Annotated in this window: 19 protein-coding genes; 6 read left to right on the top strand and 13 right to left on the bottom strand. The window is 49.0% G+C overall.

The window, feature by feature from the left end; genetic code table 11:
- Positions 1 to 24: 24 nt before the first annotated feature.
- The gene (locus JRJ22_RS01200) at positions 25 to 1,335 is read left to right on the top strand and encodes a putative DNA modification/repair radical SAM protein (protein ID WP_232381143.1); all 1,311 of its coding nucleotides are present in this window, start codon (positions 25 to 27) and stop codon (positions 1,333 to 1,335) included.
- 5 nt (positions 1,336 to 1,340) lie between these two features.
- Positions 1,341 to 2,174: a TIGR03915 family putative DNA repair protein gene (locus JRJ22_RS01195; protein ID WP_206102782.1), complete on the top strand. Its 834-nt coding sequence runs from the start codon at positions 1,341 to 1,343 to the stop codon at positions 2,172 to 2,174.
- 59 nt (positions 2,175 to 2,233) lie between these two features.
- On the opposite strand, the gene JRJ22_RS01190 is transcribed toward JRJ22_RS01195, so the two are convergent.
- The 4 genes from JRJ22_RS01190 to JRJ22_RS01175 all read right to left on the bottom strand — a co-directional run bounded on the left by JRJ22_RS01190 (position 2,234) and on the right by JRJ22_RS01175 (position 4,431).
- Positions 2,234 to 2,644 carry a hypothetical protein gene (locus JRJ22_RS01190; RefSeq protein ID WP_206102781.1) on the bottom strand — a complete coding sequence of 137 codons (411 nt, stop codon included), beginning with the start codon at positions 2,642 to 2,644 and terminating at the stop codon, positions 2,234 to 2,236.
- A complete protein-coding gene (locus tag JRJ22_RS01185) occupies positions 2,641 to 3,087 on the bottom strand; it encodes a LytTR family DNA-binding domain-containing protein (protein ID WP_206102780.1) in 447 nt (148 codons plus the stop codon). Before JRJ22_RS01185 ends, JRJ22_RS01190 begins: the two co-directional genes overlap by 4 nt.
- A gap of 173 nt (positions 3,088 to 3,260) precedes the next feature.
- Complete coding sequence (locus tag JRJ22_RS01180; RefSeq protein ID WP_206102779.1) at positions 3,261 to 4,103, bottom strand: aldo/keto reductase; 843 nt, start codon at positions 4,101 to 4,103, stop codon at positions 3,261 to 3,263.
- A gap of 148 nt (positions 4,104 to 4,251) precedes the next feature.
- Positions 4,252 to 4,431 (bottom strand): hypothetical protein, encoded by a 180-nt coding sequence (locus tag JRJ22_RS01175; protein ID WP_206102778.1) that lies wholly within the window; start codon positions 4,429 to 4,431, stop codon positions 4,252 to 4,254.
- Between the two features lie 172 nt (positions 4,432 to 4,603).
- Here JRJ22_RS01175 and JRJ22_RS01170 point away from each other — a divergent pair, with 172 nt between their 5' ends.
- The gene (locus JRJ22_RS01170; protein WP_206102777.1) at positions 4,604 to 5,164 is read left to right on the top strand and encodes a hypothetical protein; all 561 of its coding nucleotides are present in this window, start codon (positions 4,604 to 4,606) and stop codon (positions 5,162 to 5,164) included.
- 50 nt (positions 5,165 to 5,214) lie between these two features.
- On the opposite strand, the gene JRJ22_RS01165 is transcribed toward JRJ22_RS01170, so the two are convergent.
- From JRJ22_RS01165 to JRJ22_RS01150, 4 genes are all read right to left on the bottom strand, one after another.
- Positions 5,215 to 5,976, bottom strand: a complete 762-nt coding sequence (locus JRJ22_RS01165; protein WP_206102776.1) for an SDR family oxidoreductase — start codon at positions 5,974 to 5,976, stop codon at positions 5,215 to 5,217.
- 22 nt (positions 5,977 to 5,998) lie between these two features.
- Complete coding sequence (locus JRJ22_RS01160) at positions 5,999 to 6,367, bottom strand: MerR family transcriptional regulator (protein WP_206102775.1); 369 nt, start codon at positions 6,365 to 6,367, stop codon at positions 5,999 to 6,001.
- 177 nt (positions 6,368 to 6,544) lie between these two features.
- Positions 6,545 to 8,737: a pectate lyase family protein gene (locus JRJ22_RS01155; RefSeq protein WP_206102774.1), complete on the bottom strand. Its 2,193-nt coding sequence runs from the start codon at positions 8,735 to 8,737 to the stop codon at positions 6,545 to 6,547.
- 356 nt (positions 8,738 to 9,093) lie between these two features.
- Complete coding sequence (locus JRJ22_RS01150) at positions 9,094 to 10,059, bottom strand: AraC family transcriptional regulator (protein WP_206102773.1); 966 nt, start codon at positions 10,057 to 10,059, stop codon at positions 9,094 to 9,096.
- A 160-nt stretch (positions 10,060 to 10,219) separates the two neighbouring features.
- On the opposite strand from JRJ22_RS01150, the gene JRJ22_RS01145 reads away from it, so the two are divergent.
- The 3 genes from JRJ22_RS01145 to JRJ22_RS01135 all read left to right on the top strand — a co-directional run bounded on the left by JRJ22_RS01145 (position 10,220) and on the right by JRJ22_RS01135 (position 11,945).
- Entirely contained in the window at positions 10,220 to 11,107 is an 888-nt protein-coding gene (locus JRJ22_RS01145) for an MBL fold metallo-hydrolase (RefSeq protein WP_206102772.1), read from the top strand.
- 176 nt (positions 11,108 to 11,283) lie between these two features.
- Positions 11,284 to 11,547, top strand: coding sequence for an AbrB/MazE/SpoVT family DNA-binding domain-containing protein (locus tag JRJ22_RS01140; RefSeq protein WP_206102771.1), 264 nt, complete (start codon positions 11,284 to 11,286; stop codon positions 11,545 to 11,547).
- Complete coding sequence (locus JRJ22_RS01135) at positions 11,544 to 11,945, top strand: type II toxin-antitoxin system death-on-curing family toxin (RefSeq protein ID WP_206102770.1); 402 nt, start codon at positions 11,544 to 11,546, stop codon at positions 11,943 to 11,945. Before JRJ22_RS01140 ends, JRJ22_RS01135 begins: the two co-directional genes overlap by 4 nt.
- 142 nt (positions 11,946 to 12,087) lie before the next feature.
- Here the strand turns inward: JRJ22_RS01135 and JRJ22_RS01130 are convergent, their stop codons facing one another.
- From JRJ22_RS01130 to JRJ22_RS01110, 5 genes are all read right to left on the bottom strand, one after another.
- Positions 12,088 to 13,005 (bottom strand): VOC family protein, encoded by a 918-nt coding sequence (locus JRJ22_RS01130; RefSeq protein WP_206102769.1) that lies wholly within the window; start codon positions 13,003 to 13,005, stop codon positions 12,088 to 12,090.
- Between the two features lie 84 nt (positions 13,006 to 13,089).
- Complete coding sequence (locus JRJ22_RS01125) at positions 13,090 to 13,527, bottom strand: VOC family protein (RefSeq protein WP_206104929.1); 438 nt, start codon at positions 13,525 to 13,527, stop codon at positions 13,090 to 13,092.
- Positions 13,528 to 14,227: 700 nt separating this feature from the next.
- Positions 14,228 to 15,703 (bottom strand): glycoside hydrolase family 32 protein, encoded by a 1,476-nt coding sequence (locus tag JRJ22_RS01120; protein WP_206102768.1) that lies wholly within the window; start codon positions 15,701 to 15,703, stop codon positions 14,228 to 14,230.
- 103 nt (positions 15,704 to 15,806) lie between these two features.
- Positions 15,807 to 17,276: a sucrose phosphorylase gene (gene gtfA, locus JRJ22_RS01115; RefSeq protein WP_206102767.1), complete on the bottom strand. Its 1,470-nt coding sequence runs from the start codon at positions 17,274 to 17,276 to the stop codon at positions 15,807 to 15,809.
- Positions 17,273 to 18,244, bottom strand: coding sequence for a carbohydrate kinase family protein (locus JRJ22_RS01110; protein WP_206102766.1), 972 nt, complete (start codon positions 18,242 to 18,244; stop codon positions 17,273 to 17,275). The genes gtfA and JRJ22_RS01110 overlap by 4 nt, the downstream gene beginning before the upstream one ends.
- Positions 18,245 to 18,295 lie beyond the last annotated feature (51 nt).

Below are 18,295 nucleotides of genomic sequence, written 5' to 3'. Positions count from 1 at the left end.
AATGAGGAGTGTGTTTCCGTGGATATGATGGAGAAACTTGAAATTTTAACAGCTTCGGCCAAATATGATGTAGCCTGCACCTCAAGCGGGGCAAGCCGTTCGGGACAGCCCGGAAGCCTCGGCAATGCGGTCAGCATGGGCATCTGCCACAGCTTCGCAGCAGACGGACGCTGCATTTCCCTGCTCAAGGTACTGATGACTAACGGCTGCATCTATGACTGCGCCTACTGCGTGAACCGCAAATCCAATCCTACACGGCGGGCTGCGTTTACACCCGAGGAGATTGCCAACCTTACGATGCAGTTCTACCGCCGCAATTACATAGAGGGCCTGTTCCTCAGCTCCGGCATCATGCGGAGTCCCGATTATACCACCGAGCAGCTGATTGCCGCCCTTGAGCTGCTGCGCAACGTATACAATTTCAGAGGTTACATCCATGTAAAAGCCATTCCCGGCGCTGACGATGTGCTGCTGTCCCGGCTCGGCCTGCTTGCCGACCGCATGAGCGTCAACATTGAGCTGCCCTCCCAGGAAAGTCTCAACCGGCTTGCTCCGGACAAGAGCAAACAATCCATACTGAAGCCGATGGGCCTCATCAAAAATAAGATCACCGAGAACAGCTCGGATCTCGTCAAATACAAGCACACTCCCCGCTTCGCGCCTGCCGGGCAGAGCACCCAGATGATTATCGGCGCCACGCCGGATACCGATTATCAGATTCTGAACCTTACGGAAGGCCTGTACAAGAAGTACGGGCTGAAGCGTATTTTCTACTCTGCCTATACTCCCGTGGTCGAGGATTCGCTCCTGCCCGCACTCGATACGAAGCCGCCGCTGCTGCGGGAGCACCGGCTCTATCAGGCGGACTGGCTGCTGCGTTTCTACGGCTTTGAGGCTAAGGAGCTGCTGGATGAAGCCGCGCCCAACTTCAACCCGCTGCTGGACCCGAAATGCAGCTGGGCCATCAACCACCGGGAGCAGTTCCCGGTGGAGATTAACCGCGCTCCCTATGAGACGCTGCTGCGCGTGCCCGGCATCGGCGTAAGAAGCGCCCAGCGGATTCTCAAGGCGCGCCGGGCCGGAAGCCTGGATTTCTACGCACTGAAGAAGCTCGGCGTGGTGCTCAAACGTGCCCAGTTCTTCATTACCTGCAAAGGTAAACCACTGGAGGGGCTAAAGGTGGGCGAGCATACCCTGCTTCGTTCGCTCATGTCCGGGCAGGAGCTGGCCAAGTTTCAGCAGCCGGAGGTGGAGCAGCTCTCCTTCTTCGACGACAGCTATATGGCAGCCTTGCCGGAGGCAGGCAGAGCGGCCACCTTCGGGAAAGGGGTCTAGGCGTCATGTTCAAGACAACCGCCTTGGCCTATACTTATGACGGCAGCTTTGAGGGCCTGCTCTGCTGCGTGTTCGAGAGCTATGAGTGGAAGGAAACTCCGCTGGCCATCCACTCTCTAGAAGAGGGGCAAGGGCTGCTGCTGGAGTCCAAATGGATTGAAACTGACAGCGTCAAAGCCGACCGGGTGCTGCGCTCCATCCCGCTGAAGATCTCTCCCGAGGCGGAGGAACTGGTGCGGCTCGGCTTCTGGTCTAATGCCATGGATAAAGAAATGCTGCTGCTGAACTTCCTGTATCTCGGCTTTACCCATGGCCGCCGGGTCATGAACATGCTGGCCGACGATACGGTCAGCGCCCTGAACAAGGCAGTCCAGCAGCTCCGGCGGGAAGGGCATCATTATCTGGGCTTCGTGCGGTTCAGCGTATATGGTCCAGTCATGGCGGCAGTGATTGAACCCCGGGGGTATATCCTTCCCGTCATTGAGGATCATTTCTGCGACCGGTTCCAGAATGAGAGCTTCATGATCTACGACAAGACCCATGGGATGGCGCTCCTCCACCAGCCCGGCCGGCAGGCCATCATCCCTCTGCAGGAATGGATTCCGCCCGAGCCGGACGAAGCGGAAGCCGCCTACCGCCGACTCTGGCAAGGATTCTATAACGCCATCGGAATCAAGGAGCGCAAGAACGACCGGCTGCGGGCATCCCTCATGCCGAAGCGCTACTGGAAGCAGCTGCCGGAGATGAACGGCAACGCTCCCGCCCTGCCAGCGCTCCCTGCCAGGCAGGAGCAGACTGCACGGCGGCTGAAGAGCGGGCGCCCGCGGAAATTACAGTAAAAGGACACTCCAGTGGAGTGTCCTTGCGGCTGGAGGAGGCTGCTCCCTGCCCCCTCACCCTATTTTATAATCCGGTTCAGCTCCTCCGCCTTCTTCCTGCTGTCCGCTTTGGCATAAAAGTAGAAAGCTATCGTATGCAGCACCACTGTCAACAACAGCATACCGGGCCACCAGGGGAGAATGAACTCATACATTTCGGTTGAATATAGCCAGACAGCCGCAGTGCTGCCTGTGATGGAGAGAATCGACGAAATAAGAATGTTCCAGACCGGCCTGAACGTGAAATGATTCCACAGCGCATCGTACATTACCCCGAATACCGCAGCCGCTATAACTGCAATACCCGCGACCCGCCACAAATACTGCATGCTGATTAACTCATCGCCGTTAAAAACAGTTAACAGCAGCGTCACCCATAATGAAGTGACTGTAAATACCTGAAAGAACGAATGCTTTAATTGATTGATCATGAGAGCTTCCCCCTAAAGTTTTTGATGTAAAAGCGGCTGACCAAATAGCCTGAACCATCGGTTAATACTACTTGGATCCGTGCATTGTCTGTAGATGAAAACTCCTTAATGTAGCTGGTGTTAATGATCGTAGTATTATTGATTTTCACAAAATGCGGCGACTCCAGGCTGTCCTCGACCCCCTTCAACCGCTTGTTCAGCAGATATCTTTCACCGGTAATCACACGTACATTGCACATCCGGTCCTCGGATTCAATCACAGCAACGGAGCTGAGCAGAATCTGAACCTTGCGGTCGTTTTTAGGATGGATGACGACAAGCTTGTGTCCGGAGTGATGTATGGCCTCCCTAATCTGTCCCCAATGTTCTGTTTCCGCGGGATGGGTGATCACTTTTGCAATGCCTTGACCTATGCTCCCATCCGCTTCAAAAATAATTTCCACGTGTTGTCTCCCCCCTCATGACACATAATATAAGCAAAACCTTGCGGTTACCAGAATCTGTTCGTTTTCTTGCATGAATCAGCAACTTTCTTGCAATCCCCGATCATCACCCGCTGTTAGAGACATAAAAAAAACACCCTCCCGGGTGTTGGGTGTACCGCTGACTCTATTGTTTACATCTCTTCATACGTTGCCGGGTCCTGCCCCCACAGCCGGCCGTCTTCCCTGCTAAGTCCCGAGATTACCTTCATCTCCGATTCTGACAGCTCGAAATCAAAGATATCAAGGTTCTCCTTCTGATGCGCAAGCGAACTCGCTCTCGGGATAGGAATCGCGCCAAGCTGGATATGCCAGCGCAGTATGGCTTGTGTCGGTGATTTGCCATGAGCTGCAGCGATGCTGCCAATCTGTTCATTCTCCAGCATGCTGTGGCCGCGGCCCAGCGGACTCCAGGATTCCGTGACAATGCCGTGTTCGGCATCCTTCGCAAGCTGCAGCTCCTGATTAAATAATGGATGCAGCTCCACCTGGTTGATGCTCGGGGCGACCCCGGTCTCTTTTATAATACGTTCATTATGCTCCGGTAGGAAATTGCAGACGCCGATGGAACGGATATAGCCACGCTTTTTCGCCTCGATCATCGCCTGCCAGGCTTCAACATACTTATCAGTCTTAGGATTCGGCCAATGGATCAGATACAGATCGTAGTAATCCAGGCCGCCTCTATATAATGATTCCTCTATCGTCTCCAGTGCTTCCTTATAGGCATGATGACGGCCCGGCAGTTTCGAAGTAATCAGTAGCTCTTCCCTCGGCACCGCACTCTGGCGGACAGCTTGTCCGACCATGCCCTCATTCTCATAGTTGAACGCCGAATCAATCAGCCGGTACCCGGCATCAATGGCAGCAGTGAGCACCTTCACTCCCTCTGCCCCCTTAATAAAAGCTGTTCCAAAACCTATAACCGGCACCTTCAGGCCATCGTTCAAATTCTTCTCCGGAATCTTCTGGCTCATCTGTATTACCTCCTTAGCTAGGTTAATTCAACCATAGCACTTCCCGCCTGCTTAGGCAAAATACGATATACCCATGATAAATAAAAAAGCAAGACAAGGAAGCACGTTCCGAAGAACCAGCTGACCTGTCTTGCTTAACGAATTCCATCTAAAAATCCATCCAGAAAAATTGCGAAACCGCCAGAATGAGCCCGATACCATTCACGACGATAAAAAACCACTTTTTAGCCTTGCGGCTTATAGGCTCCAGTCCTGTAAACAAAGTCCAGACCAATATTCCGTTTAATACAACCATAATAATGAGTGCAAGCCACCAATTTGCTGCCATGCCGATTCCAGCCTTTCTCCTCTGAATCTCAACTCCAAAAGAAGCACATTTCACTTCATTATACGAGAAACTCGCTTATACTGTTTATAAAAGTTAAATAAGATAAGAAAACGGAAAACCATCAGATGATGCAGTTGGCTCTCAGCATAACATGTGATTAGGAGTGAGCGCGTTGTCCCAAAATCTGTACATAACCAATTATTGCGATAAAAGATGTTCCCCCGCAGACAGCCTTACCAAGCTTCCGGTTAGCGATGCTTATTCGCTGGCAAAAGAACTCTCACAATATACAGGCAGCTCATTCACCTCATTTAGCCGGTTTTGCGACAAAGACTTTGACGGTTACTACAAAAAAAGAATCCGCACAGAAGAGTGGCTCTACAGTTCATTTATAGCTTTAGGAGGGAACCCGCAAAGTGCACACCCGATTTATTTTGTGCTGGGGGAAAGCACCTATTTGCATCAGTGGTTCGACCATGGGCTGCAAACAAAGCTGCTGTTGAACGATATAGACCCGGCCGACATCAGCTTTACCTTTGGCGACAGTATGTCCATAATGGATTCCGCGGACCGGATGAACCCTTTTACTAAAGAATCATTATTTCAGTTCATCCATGAAACGACTAGCGATATCACATCCTTCCTAAAAGATTTAGATCACAAAAACCGATATATCGAGGCCCAGCTTTGGAATGATACATATGTGAAGCAAGCAGATAATAGTACAAAATAAAAAGGCAGGGCCGGAGGGCCTTGCCTTTGCTGTATAGCCGTCTGTTCACCTTATTCAATCATACTTTTCGTAGCCTGATACATATTTGCTGTGTACTCGTCCACTTGATCTCTAGACATGCGCAGGCGGTCCACCGAAGTCCCGTAACCGATCTCCTGTTTTCCCTCTTCCAACCCTTTGAAGATCCCATCTGCGAAGGCATCCAGAGGTTCCCCGTGGGTATGCAATCCTGCACCGCCCAGGTCGGTATTGACTGCCGGAGGAGCCACCTCAATGACTTCAACCGATGTCCCGGACAACTGGTGCCGCAGGCTCATCGTGAACGAATGCAGTGCCGCCTTGGTTGCGGAATAGATCGGAGCGATGGCAAACGGCGTAAAGGCCAGACCAGAGGTCACGTTAATAATGGCAGCCGCCTCTTTTTTCGCCAAAAACGGAGCAAACAGCAGGGAGAGGTGGAAAGGCGCGTCAAGATTAGTTGTAATCTCCTGATTGAAGTAGCTCCAATTGTCTCTGGCATCGGCTTTTAGCACATTGAACCTTTGCTGAGTCCCGGCATTGTTCACCAACACATTAACATCCGGGTAAAACCCGGTGACCCAGTCAAACAAGGCTATGCGTTCAGACTCCACATTTAAGTCAACCACTCGGGTAATCAGGCCGGGGAGTTGTTCCTTCGCCTTTTGAAGTACCTCTTCACGCCGTCCACAGACAATCACCTGATTCCCCGCCCGGATAAACCGCTCTGCAAAAGCCAGCCCGATTCCGGCACTTCCGCCAGTGATAAGTATAGTGTTTCCTGTCAGCTTCATGAGTGTTCCTCTTTTCTATCCTCTATTTGTCCTGTAAACGTTTGTTATACCGGTTAATTTTATAATCAATGCCTTGCAGGGCGTCTGTCATGGTCGCAATTTCATCCAGCACCGCCTGCTTGTGCTTCGTCATCATGTCCAGCCGGAGCCGGGTGGTGCTATCCCCTTCAATAACCCAGGCGATATATTGCCTGATATCGTGGATGGGCATATGTGTCTGCTTCAGACGAAGCACCGTTTCCAGCAGCGCCATCTGCATTTCCGAGAACAACCGCCGGCCGGCGGCATCACGCTCCATCAGCGGCAGCAAGCCTTGCTTCTCATAATACCTTAACGTGGATTCCGGAATCTTATAAGTGGCCGAAGCTTCACCAATCGAAACATACTTCATTTTGAAGGCCTCCAAATCTGATCTATCACTGTCGACACAAATAGCATACGACTTAAATCATGGTTTAAGTCAACAAGAAATTAATTTAGAAAATAGAGAAAAGCGACCCCTAAAGGTCGCTTTCTGCTTTTGACTAGCCGATGGCCTTTCAATTGCCACTAAATTCTCGCAGCCATACTATTTCAACTCAATGTAATACAGATTCGCAGTGCTATCCTTCGTAATGGTATGTGCACCCGCCGCAAGAGATACCGTGGCAATACGGTTGGTGATGGGATAGCTTGTTCCGTCCACTTTTATCTGGGTTCCTTCGGCGTTAAACACTAATGTCAGGGTAGAAGCTTTCGTTGCAGTGAACGCGATGCTGGTTGCGCTCTCGATTTTCAGACACTGAGTTAGAGTCAGACCATTATATACGACCGTCCCCTTGCTGGTGGAGAGATTTCCTTGAATATTGAAGAAGCTGCTTGTTGTCCCTGATGTGGTGAAGTTGTGGACATAAGCTCCAGTGGTTGGAGTTGCTGTCGGTGTCGGTGTCGCCGTTGCGGTTGGTGCAGGAGTTGCCGTTGGTGTAGGTGTTGCGGTTGGCACTGGAGTTTCCGTTGGCGTAGCCGTTGCTGTTGGTACAGGAGTCGCTGTAGGCGTAACTGTTGCCGTTGGTGTTGGAGTCGGGCTGGTTGGGCTGGAGTTGCCGCCTACCGATACAAGCCCGGTGGTGTAGCTTCTGATTGCGGACATCAGTGCTGTATTGAGGTCATAGGATGCGTCATCCACGGAATCATTGAATGTCCAGGTGAAGTCTCCGCTGTCCAGGCGGCCGGCTTTTGCCGTAACAATCTGCTCTACTGCGCTTACGCTGTCAACGGCAGATGCACTTACTCCCGTGTTAACTGTTGTATCGAAGTTGTTATAAGCGGTTCCGCCCGTTAATGCCTTGTATGAGCCCGGAACGGTTTCATTTCTCGCCGATGCCAGATACGCATCAAAAGAGGTTGCGTTAGCCGGTGCTGTTCCAGTATTGGAGTTGGCATAAATCAGACTGGCCGCATCCGCAACAAGATTGTTGTAGGCTTTGATCATCCCGCCATTTTCGCCTGAGAATGTACCTTCTTCTCCCAGAGCATCCGTGCCTTGCAGGGAAATCATCATCGGATATTTGGTATGTCTAAAATAGTTGGATTCAACAAAGGCGGAACCTCCGCTGGTAACACCAACGCCATATTTTGAGATGCCATCATAGAAGTTATTATAGATATGAACAGAAGCCACACGGATACGCGGATGACGGGAGTCCGAATGATCGAACCAGTTATGATGGAAGGTGGCGAAGAATTCCGCCGGCTCGGTCAGCCCGACCAGCGAAGATTTTCCCGAATCCCAGTAGTGATTGTAAGAGATCGTGATGTACGACGAACCGTTCTTAAGGTCTGTGGAACCGTCACCCTTGGCCTGGTCCGCATCCCCGCCTGCAGATCCGTAGAAAATATCATTATTATGCACCCATACATTCGCATTCCCCGTGTCCATCGACACGCCATCGTCCGGGAATAACATCAGGCCCAGGTTTCTCACTTCCACATTACCGACATATCTCAGAAGCAGCCCCCAGCCATAGGCGTAAGCATCGTCCCCGATCCCTTCAATCGTAATATTCATTTCCGAATAATTGCTTTTACCTTTGACCTGAAGATACCCGCTGCTGTTGAGCTGCCCGCTCAAATCTGAGGCCGTAACTTTGCCAATAATCCGGATGGCGAGCGGAGTGGTGTCGTAGCCTTTTTGTCTTAGAGTCAAAACCCCGCCCAAACCCACGCCGTTTTGTACAGCACCTGAGCTGCTGACTTTTACAGGAAGGGTTACGGTTTGTGCATTCTGGGAGGTGATATACAGGACCTGAGCGCCGCTTTTCAAGGTGCCATTCGCATTATATGCGCCTGAACCTGTGCCTAACGGAGAGTTTGCCGAAAAAGCAAATCCGGAACGGTCAAACGGCGCTACAGTTAAAGTATCGGATACAGCACTGGCCGTCCCTCCCCCTGTCAGAATTGCCTCGACCTTCATCACATAACTTCCGGCTACCAGCCCTACAGCATCAGCTCTCCAATAGGAAGCATATTTGCGGATCAATTCATTATTAATTTGCTGATACTGCGAGTCCGCTGCGTTTGCCGGTTTAACATATACATTGTATCCTGAGGCATTACTAACCGGTGACCATTCTACATATGCGGTTTCATTCCAGCCTCCGCTGCCGGTGATCGTAAGGCCCGCAGCATGTGCCACCGTATTCCCCCATCCGCCTGCTATTAAAGTTAGTGCCATTGAAAATAACAGCAGAATACCGGTTGCCTTTGCCGTCCACTTCTTCATTTCATTTCCTCCCGATTTTTAATAGATGCAGATACACTCTTGTAACCGTTTGCAAAAGGCTGTGAGCTTCCTCATGTCACCTCCCCATTTACCGCTACTCCGGGCATCCTGAGCATATCAGAGTTCAAAACGGTTCCTAAACAATCATTTACTCATATCGGAGCGCCTCATGCAGAATTCTGGGCTAATGATTATATGACAGGGGGATGGAACTCTCCGGTGCGTTTTACCGGGCTATACGGGCGGACTTGGGCGGGTGCCCACAGCAAAAAAAGACACCGGTTAAGGTGTCTTTTGCTTTACTTCATAGGGAGCAGCTTACACTTTTAAAACCCTGTCTCTTACAAGGGATTAAACTATTCACCCGAAACATACATCCAGCAATTTTGTTTCCGGTAACTGGAGGGGGAGAGCGCGGTATGCTTTTTAAATATTCTCCAAAAATGCGTAGTGTTGTGGAAGCCGGTCCTCTCCATAATCTCCGCGACCGGAAGCAAGGTGTCTCTCAATAAAGTGGCGGCTATCTGCACGCGGTACTTGATCAAATAATCGATGACAGACAAATTGGTGAGCTGGGAGAACTGATGATTTAAGGTGGTCCGGTTCACATGAAACATTCGGCTTAATTCATTCAACGTTATTTTATTCGAATAGTTTGTATGTAAATAAATCAAAATATCGTTTACCCTATCACAAGGTTCAGTATCTTCTGATTCTGACAGACTTTCCTCTTGATTAATCAGCTTTGAGAGGAGAATAAGCACTTCCAGCAAAAGCGAGCGGGAGCGGCAGGGCCAGTTGAGGTCACTTTGGGCTACAAGTGTCTGGTTCATCTGAACCAAGAGCTTAGAGATATGTTGAGCATTTGCAGTATCTATTGTTGAAATGCAGGGATATTCCAGGCTTCTCCTAATGAATGGTTGAAGCAGATAAAGGTCTTGCTCTTCAGTGTTGGAGAAATCACCATGAGGATTATGGACATTGTCGAAATTGAATTTGCTGTTCACAACTAATGGATCAAAATAAACGGACTTTACGGGTATACCTGAGGATACGTTCAGTTCCACATGTTCATGTTCATTGATACACAGGATCACTGGCGAAGTAAATGGCGTTTGCAAGCCTCCGCTGGATAAGATGCCTGCCCCCTTCTCAATCAGCACTAGACTCCATCTGCCATGGCCCCGAGTATCTTCTATACATGATTCATGTTCAGCAAAGGATAACGGAAGCCGATAGCCAGAATGCACTTCTCTACCGATTGTTACAAAATCCACAGCGTTCACCTCAGTTGTCCATTGTAAGTCGTTTACCAAATCCATTTTATAACACTTTTGGGTTAACGGGTAGACCTGCAGAATTTCAGAGTGTATTGCAAAACTTGTTTAAAAGCAAACAGCTATTGCAGATACACCATTCTCGCTGCACAGGAGATTAGGTATGATGCCTCTGTAGCATAAATCGTTTGAGGGGAGTCATATTATGAAATTTGAAAGAAGAAGTACGGGAGGGCTCGCTGTATTACTTTTGATTCTTATCTGTTGTGCTATGTTGGGGGGGTGTTCGAATACTGAAGCAACAGAGAGTACACCTAATACGGAAGCAGCCGCTGCAAAGGTATCCTCTCCTGCACCCGCAAGCAGTGAACCTGGCACGAAACCCGCCGTCACCAGCGCACCGTCTTCTAAACCAACACAGAATGGTCCCTTGACCATTAAATACGTGGGGAATTCATGCTTTTATTTAACCTTTCCTGATGGAACAACATTCTTGACTGACCCCTACCCGTCCAAATTAAAAGCATTTTTTGGTCCAGCTCCTGATATGGAGGTGGATGCCTACACAGTGTCCCATTACCATGATGATCACGTTCCGGATTTGAAGCAGCTAAAGGGAGATCCCCAAAGACTTGTCCCCGCCTTGATGAAAGAACCCATTAAAGTCGGCGAGGTAGAAGTAACCGGGTTTTCTTCCAAACATGTATCGAATTTAGGGGACAATGAGATATTCGTATTTCGCTTTGGTGATTTCAAGATCGTACACATGGGGGAGACGGATAAGATAGAATTGCCAGAGGCACTTGAGGCCGTGAAAGGTGCGGATGTTGTTTTGACCTATGCAGGAGAATACGGCCCGGAAACACTGAAAAACACAGCTATTTTTCAATCGTTATATGACATGGATGTAAAGGTCATCATTCCACAACATTTCAGTAACAATCCAGAAGCGGTATTCTATGGAGAGCCGACTATTGATCAGATTCTGAAAGAAGTGCCGTCAGGTGTCGAAACGGTCAAGCTCAATGAATTGGTTGTGACGAAGGATATGAAAAAACAGTTTGTAGAGCTTGCCCAAATGAATGCTAAATAATTGATGCGAACTGAAAAAGGATGACTTCTGATGTATTTGTCAGGGTTGTCTTTTTTTTAGGCTTCAACGAGTGTAATCACAGTCTTGACGTCAATCCAGTAATAATAATGCCCCATCTCAATAGATTATCGTATAATTGTTATAACAGTTGAACAGGTTGATAAGGAGGCAATACGATGGATAGGGGGATTGAAATGGAACAGAAGATTACCAAATTCGGAAATAGTCTGGGCATTACCATGACAGATGCTTTCAAACAAATCGGCCTGGAATTAGGCGATACGGTTCAAATCGAGGTCCATCCCCAAAGTGGAGAAATTGTTATCAAAAAATCCGCCAAGGTCACATTGCCCGCAGGAATCAGCGAGGATTTCATGGATTGTCTGTCCGAGGTTATCAACGAATATGATGAGACCTTAAAAGGACTCAAAGACAGATGAGTGAAGTCCGTTATTTGACCACGCAGGAAGTTATAGCGATCAATGTAGCAATGATACAGAGATACAGTCCTGGAGAGCAGATTGGTGTGAAGAATCCCGGCCTGCTGGAGTCCGCCGTTCTTCGCGCCGGGTCATCCGCATTTGGTGATGATGCTTATCCTACTATTTTTGGTAAAGCAGCTGCTCTCTTTGAATCCCTCGGTCAAAATCACCCGTTTCAAAACGGTAACAAACGTACAGCATTTACCGCACTTGTAATCTTTTTGCGTTATAATGGTTTGGGCTTCAAGATGGAGAGCAAGCTAGCTGAAGACTTTACTGTTGATATGGTGAATCATAAATATAGTTTTGATGAGCTCGCAGCAATGATTCAGCAGCATTGTGTGAAGCTGTTGTAGACAACTTATTAAGTGAAAGAAAAAAGACACCGATTAAAATGATACTTCAAAGCACATCAAAAAAGCGGTGAGGTTGTTCTCTCATCGCTTCTTTCTCATTACTATAACCATGCCTTCTCTGGCAGAGGGTAAAGTGTAAGCTTCACTCGCCCTTATAAGCCTTATGCAATGCTGCAAGATCGAATTTCTTCATCTGCAAAAAAGCCTTCGTAACACGTGCAATTTGCTCCGGTGTTCCCTTTTCCAGCATTTCGTCCATCTCGGCCGGCACAATCTGCCACGACACGCCAAACCGGTCTTTCAGCCAGCCGCATTGTTCAGCCTCGGGAACCGCAGACAGCTTCTCCCAGTAATGATCAATCTCCTCTTGCGAATCGCATTTCACCATAAAAGAGATCGCCTCGTTGAAACTAAATTTATGCTCATGCGCACTGTCCATGGCGGTGAACCACTGCTTCTCCAGCATGAAGTCAGAGAACATAATGGCTCCTTCCTGATCAGGCTCCATGCCCTTGGGATAGCGGGCAATCGTTCCCTGCCGCGAGTTGCCAAATACTGATAAATAGAGAGACATAGCCTCTTCCGCCTTACCGTACTGATCACCCACAAACAAAAAAGACGGGATGATAGGCGGACGCTCCTCACCCTCAGGATTTGTAAGCATCAGCTGCCAGGACACGCCATATTTATCCTGAATCCAGCCGTACCGCTCACTGAATGGATACTTATCAAGCGGCATTAGTGCCTGGCCGCCCTCAGATAACTTGTCCCAGACCTCATCTATTTTCACAGCTGCGTCCTTTTCGCGTGACGGATCAAAATTAACGAAGAAAGACACTGACGGATTTAATTTAAAATAGGGCCCTGCACTGATCGCCATAAACTTCTGTCCCCATATTTCAAATGAAACTTGGTCACAGTCACCTGACGGTGTGTCATGAATTGTCGTAACGCTGGTAACCTTGGATTCGGGGAAAACAGATGCGTAAAAGTTAGCTGCTTCTACCGCTTCTTTGTCATACCATATATGCGGCACGATTGTCTGATTATTGTTTGTCACAAGTCATTCCTCCTCAGCTGCCTGTCCAATTAGAACCGGCAGGGCGTATTGTGGGCGGAGCGGAAACCTGAATCAGAATACACACTATCCCTGCGGCTGTTCCTCCGCGACATTCACTTGAAAAGTAACGCCGAACTTGTCCTTAACAATCCCATACAAAGGGCTCCAATCCGTCTTCTGCAGCGGCATGACCACTTGACCACCGTCTTCCAGTGCGGCGAAAATCTCCCGTGCTATTGACTCTTCTGTAGGATGAATGGCAATCTGAACCGTATCACCGTCCGCCTGATGCGCCGTACCCGGAAAAGTATCGGAGAACATGAGATCTGCATTACCAACCTTCAAATGCGCATGCATCACAAGAGATTTCATCTCATCGGTCAGCGGATGATTCGGATCTTCCGGCACATCCCCAAACGTCATAATTCCGACCACGTTCCCGCGCAGCGCTTTTTCATAAAAATACACCGCTTCTCTTGTGTTTCCATTAAAGACAAGATACGGGTTCAAACGGATTGACATCATTCTTCATCCCCTTTGGAACAAATTGGACAACCAGCTTTATTATACACAAAATTTGAAGGAAATAAACGCTTTTTTGCGAACATATGCACCCCTAATTTTCAACCCGGCTCGTTTATCTCCTCAGAATCAGTAATTGTATATGGGTTCATCAATAGGATTTCGGTGCCTTGGGGCATCTGCTTCACAAGCCCATACTAAAAGCAGCCATGCCCACCGCGGCCATTCCTACCTGTTTCTCCTTAGGTTACTGCCATCTTCTAATTTCCTCCTTGTTTTTGCACGCAAAAAGCCGTGGAGAAACAGAAAAAACATACCTGTGGTATGTTCTATCTAAATCTCCACGGACTTTACATGCCTCAATATTCTACTGCCCGTTACCAGGCGCTCCTTCACGTGCCGAAAATATGACGGCTGTGAATAGTAATGTGTTTTGTATATCCTGGCACTATTAATACATGCAGAGAAAAACAGGTAGTTATCCAGAATCGTTTAATCTTGATAACGGAGCAGTTCTTTGATGAAATGACGTACGTGATTGTCTCCGTGTTTTAAAATATCTTGAAAAGAGATTGAGTCAAAAGGACACCAATCCTTAATCGTTAGCCAATCATGCCCGCTATCCAGTTTCTCTCCACTTTATCTCCTCCAGTTATAATCTCGGCTATGAATATTGGAAAAATAAAAATCCCTTACCAGACTATAAAATCGAATGCAGGGGGTATATTTGTAGGGAGATTAGCTGCGCTTCCCCGCCTCTCACAAATAACTCCATTCCCCGGCTGGAGGGGTCCGGATAGATTAGATCACTGAATACGACTTCGCCATCTCCGGCGAATACCTCAACCGAACACTGATCGACAAAAATACGCAAGCGCAGCCTACCGCCGGGAATCGTGTGTGGTATATCGTGTGTGCACGGAAAGGAATCATGAAAACTGATTTCGCCGGAGCGTGTACGATCGAGATAAAGCTGTTGCTCAACTATACGATATCCCACGATGGTTTCGTCGTTCCCGCCTTTTCGCAGTTTAAACCCAATCTCGGCGGCCGTTCCCACCTCAATGTCACAAACCAGCTCATAGACATCTTCCTGCAAAGACGCAAGCAGGTTATTCTCCGATCTGAGGAGGACATCCAGCTGCTCCCAAGGTTGTTTGCGAAGCCTTTCCAGATTTGACACAGGGGCCTGGATAAGCCGTATACCGTCTTTCCCATGCTTAAGACTAAGAAGGCGTGGGACTGTCATAGCGCTTCTCCATTCACCAGTCGGTGTGACCTTAGCGTAGAGCCAGTTACTCATCCAGCCGATAAAGTATTTCACAGCGGGATCCGGTGTGTCGGACCAGGTCACACCTGCATAATTGTCCCTTCCGTAATCCAACCACAATACTGTGTCAGAAGGATAATCATTCGTGAAAACACTGCCGTCGAAATGTCCGATAAAATACTGGGTCCTGGATCCCTCCGGATATCCGGGTTTGTCACCTATACTGACAATGAGCACCCATCTCGACTTACCGTCTGGACTCCCTTCAACAGGCAGCTCCATGAGATCCGGACACTCCCACACCCCGTCATGGGAACCGTCAGCCGCTCCAAATTCACTTGCAAAGGACCATTGCTTAAGATTTATTGAAGTGTACAGATGCACACGGTCGCCTGCGGCCAGCACCATCACCCACCGGTCGGTCTCGTCATGCCAAAAAACTTTTGGATCTCTGAAATCGGTCAGTTGTTCATTGCAAAGTACCGGATTTCCCTCATACATGTTCCATGTACGTCCCCGGTCCAGGCTGTACGCCAAGCTTTGCCTTTGCCGGGGTAGAGTTGACTCTGGATACTCGTCAGCATGGGTAAAGATGGCCACGAGTCCTGGCTCTCCTCCGAAAAAACCGCTGGAATCCTCCCAATCCACCACGGCGCTGCCGGAAAAAATCATTCCATTCTGATCCGGCGCAAGTGCGACCGGAAGATGCTGCCAGTGAACCAGGTCGATACTCACAGCATGCCCCCAGTGCATCGGTCCCCAGGTTGACCCTCCTGGATGATACTGATAGAACAAATGATATTCTCCCTCAAAATACACCATCCCGTTTGGGTCATTCATCCAATTGGCAGGTGGGGTAAAGTGAAATTGCGGCCGATAATGATCGTGATTCATTACGTCTGTCATGCTCTCGCCCCTCCATGGTATTGCCGTACGGCCGGAAACAAAGATAGAGAACTCCAACGAGCCGTTGATGTCCTCTATCTGCTAGGAAACTGCTAGATACACTTTAAATCGTGTAGATTTTCTGATTTCCATTATCATCCACATAGTCGATCATGGTATGGTTGCGAATCAAATCCACGTGTAGCATACACTTCCTGTTCTCTTTGACCCACTCGAGCCGAACCTCTTGTGGCGATGAATCCAGTACGCGGAACTCACCCTGAAAAGCTTCGTATTCGTTACGAAAACGTATCAGTTGGAGCAGCCTCTGTACGACTTCCTGTTGAAGGGACCCTTCGATTTCTTCCAGGCTGTAATTGTGCCGGTTAATCTCGCGGCCCTCCCCCGTCTGTTTGACCCGCTCTTCGTCGTTTTTGCCAGCCAGCAGCCCTACATAATACACTTGAGGAATACCGGGAGTAAAGAACTGGATGGCCCGTGCAGCCAGATAGGCGTCATCGTCCTCGTTAAGCACGGAGTAGTAGGAGCACCGTATCTGATGGACGTCAAAACCATCCTCGCTTTTATGTTCATCCGACAAAATCAGGCTGAGATTGGATCCCCGTTCTGTGCAGATGTCTACTAACTCTTTTGCCTTTTTCGTATCGATCAGTCCGTCGAGATCCGGTTTGACCGGAATTCCGTCATGGCAGTCCAGCATGGTGAACTGCTTTGCCGGCCGATTCTTCAAATAGTCGAGCAGACCTTCGCTGGACTTGTTAACAAGAGTGTCCAGAATACGATAGGGCAGGATAAAGTCATAAATCCAGAAGCCGTGTTCCGCCAGCTTGTTTTGAACACTATGGTGGGAGTGAACTTCTGGCAGAAGCTCAATGCCGAGCGAATCGGCTAGTCCCTTAATCCAGTCGAGGAACTCGTAAATGTCCGGCTCTACAAAGAAGCAACTCGTCCCAAGCTTTTTAATGACATAACCGACCGCGTCAAGCCGGACGATTTTTATATTGTTTTTTTTGAAATTAGTAAAGAAATCGGTTAGCAGCTGCTTGACCTGATCGGATTGAACATCCAGATCAATTTGTTCGGATGGGTCTGTCTTTCCGAAGGTTGTCCAGACCCGTTCAACCTCTCCAGTATCCTTAATGGTAAACGCCGAGTAAGGAAGCGGCCGGCGGAGGAACATTTTCTCAATGTCTGCTTGGACTGGCTCACCATTCTCCCAAAGCTTGTCAAGGGTGATAAATAAATCTGCGTATCGAGATTGGCGGCCCTTTTCCAGAAAATCCTGAAAGTACGCCGACTGCCTGGAAATATGATTCACCATAAGGTCCACGAGGACGTCAAATGTTCCGCCAATCTCTCTAATATCCTCCCAGCTCCCGAATTCCGGCTCGATTTCGAGGTAAGTAAGCGGGGCGAACCCTCTGTCTCCGGAGGAAGGAAACGGGGGAAGGATATGTACCCCGCCTTTAAAAATATCGGTAAAATGTCTGTTCAAAACGTGGTTCAGTGCCTTCAAATCACCGCCCATCGAATCGGGATACGTAATAAGTTGTACTTGATTTTTAACTGTCATTTTCTTGCCTCCTGAATATCGTACAATCGTCCGATTTCCTCAAGTGTCTGCAGGGGGGCAACGGCCCCGGTGAATCTCAATTTATAGGCACTGACGGCAAAACCGAGATGGAGTGACTGACGTATCGTATAGCCCCGAATGAGTGCCGTATAAAAGCCGGACCAGAATGCATCGCCGGCTCCGGTTGTGTCTTTCACTTCCGTGGCCAGTGTATCAAACCTAAGCGTTTCGCTGCCATTCGAGACGAGGGCGCCGTCCGCCCCCAGCGTCATAATGACCAACTTCGCCCCCAACTCCAGGAACTTTTCGATTTGGTTCTCGGGCGAATCCTTGCCGAACAGCCGCTCTGCATCATCCTCGGACGGCTTGATGATGTCTACTTGGCCGACAAACGATTTGACGATTGCAATGCCGTCCTCTCCCCTCTGCCAAATCAACGGATGGTAATTGGGGTCAAAACCGATCAAAACGCCGTTATCCCTGGCTTCGCCGATAACCCGCTCAATCGTGGAGCGGGCTGTCGGAATCGAGATGGGCCAGCATGAAAAATGTACGATCTTCGTGCATTGCAGCGCAGCTCTCAGTGACGGCGAGAAGGTAAGCTCTTGATCGGCCCCCCTATAGAAAATGGGAATCGGGGTGGATCTGCTCTTCGTGACGACGACCATGCTGGTGGACGCATCTGCTTGCTGCAAGAGATCGGTTTCAATCCCCGCCTTTTTCAACTGATTGATCAGAAATGTTCCGAAGCCGTCCCTGCCTACTGCCGCTGCGACTAAAGGACGAATGCCCAGCTGCTTTACATTCATTGCGATATTGGATGGAGAGCCGCCGAAAAACTTCTGATATGCGCCACTTTCGAAGGTGTCATCATACTCTTCCGAGATCATATCGACCAGCATTTCCCCTACCGTCAGGATGTCGCTCCCCCGCTCTTTGAACGCCAAGCGATTTTCGTAATAAAACACAGTATTCCTCCAATGCGCCCATCTCCGGTGCTGCTGTTATTTGGCTTCAGG

This window comes from Paenibacillus tianjinensis, from assembly GCF_017086365.1.
In the GTDB taxonomy this organism is placed as follows: Bacteria; Bacillota; Bacilli; order Paenibacillales; family Paenibacillaceae; genus Paenibacillus_AQ; species Paenibacillus_AQ tianjinensis.
Note: the sequence above shows the minus strand (reverse complement) of the source record. Positions and strands in the feature narration are given on the sequence as shown.

Excerpts from the sequence above, each read along its gene's own strand:
- JRJ22_RS01190 (WP_206102781.1), bottom strand. The coding sequence starts at position 2,644 with ATGATCAATCAATTAAAGCATTCGTTCTTTCAGGTATTTACAGTCACT.
- JRJ22_RS01150 (WP_206102773.1), bottom strand. The coding sequence starts at position 10,059 with ATGGATTTGGTAAACGACTTACAATGGACAACTGAGGTGAACGCTGTG.
- JRJ22_RS01145 (WP_206102772.1), top strand. The coding sequence starts at position 10,220 with ATGAAATTTGAAAGAAGAAGTACGGGAGGGCTCGCTGTATTACTTTTG.
- gtfA (WP_206102767.1), bottom strand. The coding sequence starts at position 17,276 with ATGACAGTTAAAAATCAAGTACAACTTATTACGTATCCCGATTCGATG.
- JRJ22_RS01160 (WP_206102775.1), bottom strand. The coding sequence starts at position 6,367 with ATGAAGTATGTTTCGATTGGTGAAGCTTCGGCCACTTATAAGATTCCG.
- JRJ22_RS01140 (WP_206102771.1), top strand. The coding sequence starts at position 11,284 with ATGGATAGGGGGATTGAAATGGAACAGAAGATTACCAAATTCGGAAAT.
- JRJ22_RS01175 (WP_206102778.1), bottom strand. The coding sequence starts at position 4,431 with ATGGCAGCAAATTGGTGGCTTGCACTCATTATTATGGTTGTATTAAAC.
- JRJ22_RS01135 (WP_206102770.1), top strand. The coding sequence starts at position 11,544 with ATGAGTGAAGTCCGTTATTTGACCACGCAGGAAGTTATAGCGATCAAT.
- JRJ22_RS01125 (WP_206104929.1), bottom strand. The coding sequence starts at position 13,527 with ATGTCAATCCGTTTGAACCCGTATCTTGTCTTTAATGGAAACACAAGA.
- JRJ22_RS01200 (WP_232381143.1), top strand. The coding sequence starts at position 25 with ATGATGGAGAAACTTGAAATTTTAACAGCTTCGGCCAAATATGATGTA.
- JRJ22_RS01165 (WP_206102776.1), bottom strand. The coding sequence starts at position 5,976 with ATGAAGCTGACAGGAAACACTATACTTATCACTGGCGGAAGTGCCGGA.
- JRJ22_RS01180 (WP_206102779.1), bottom strand. The coding sequence starts at position 4,103 with ATGAGCCAGAAGATTCCGGAGAAGAATTTGAACGATGGCCTGAAGGTG.
- JRJ22_RS01120 (WP_206102768.1), bottom strand. The coding sequence starts at position 15,703 with ATGACAGACGTAATGAATCACGATCATTATCGGCCGCAATTTCACTTT.
- JRJ22_RS01155 (WP_206102774.1), bottom strand. The coding sequence starts at position 8,737 with ATGAAGAAGTGGACGGCAAAGGCAACCGGTATTCTGCTGTTATTTTCA.
- JRJ22_RS01195 (WP_206102782.1), top strand. The coding sequence starts at position 1,341 with ATGTTCAAGACAACCGCCTTGGCCTATACTTATGACGGCAGCTTTGAG.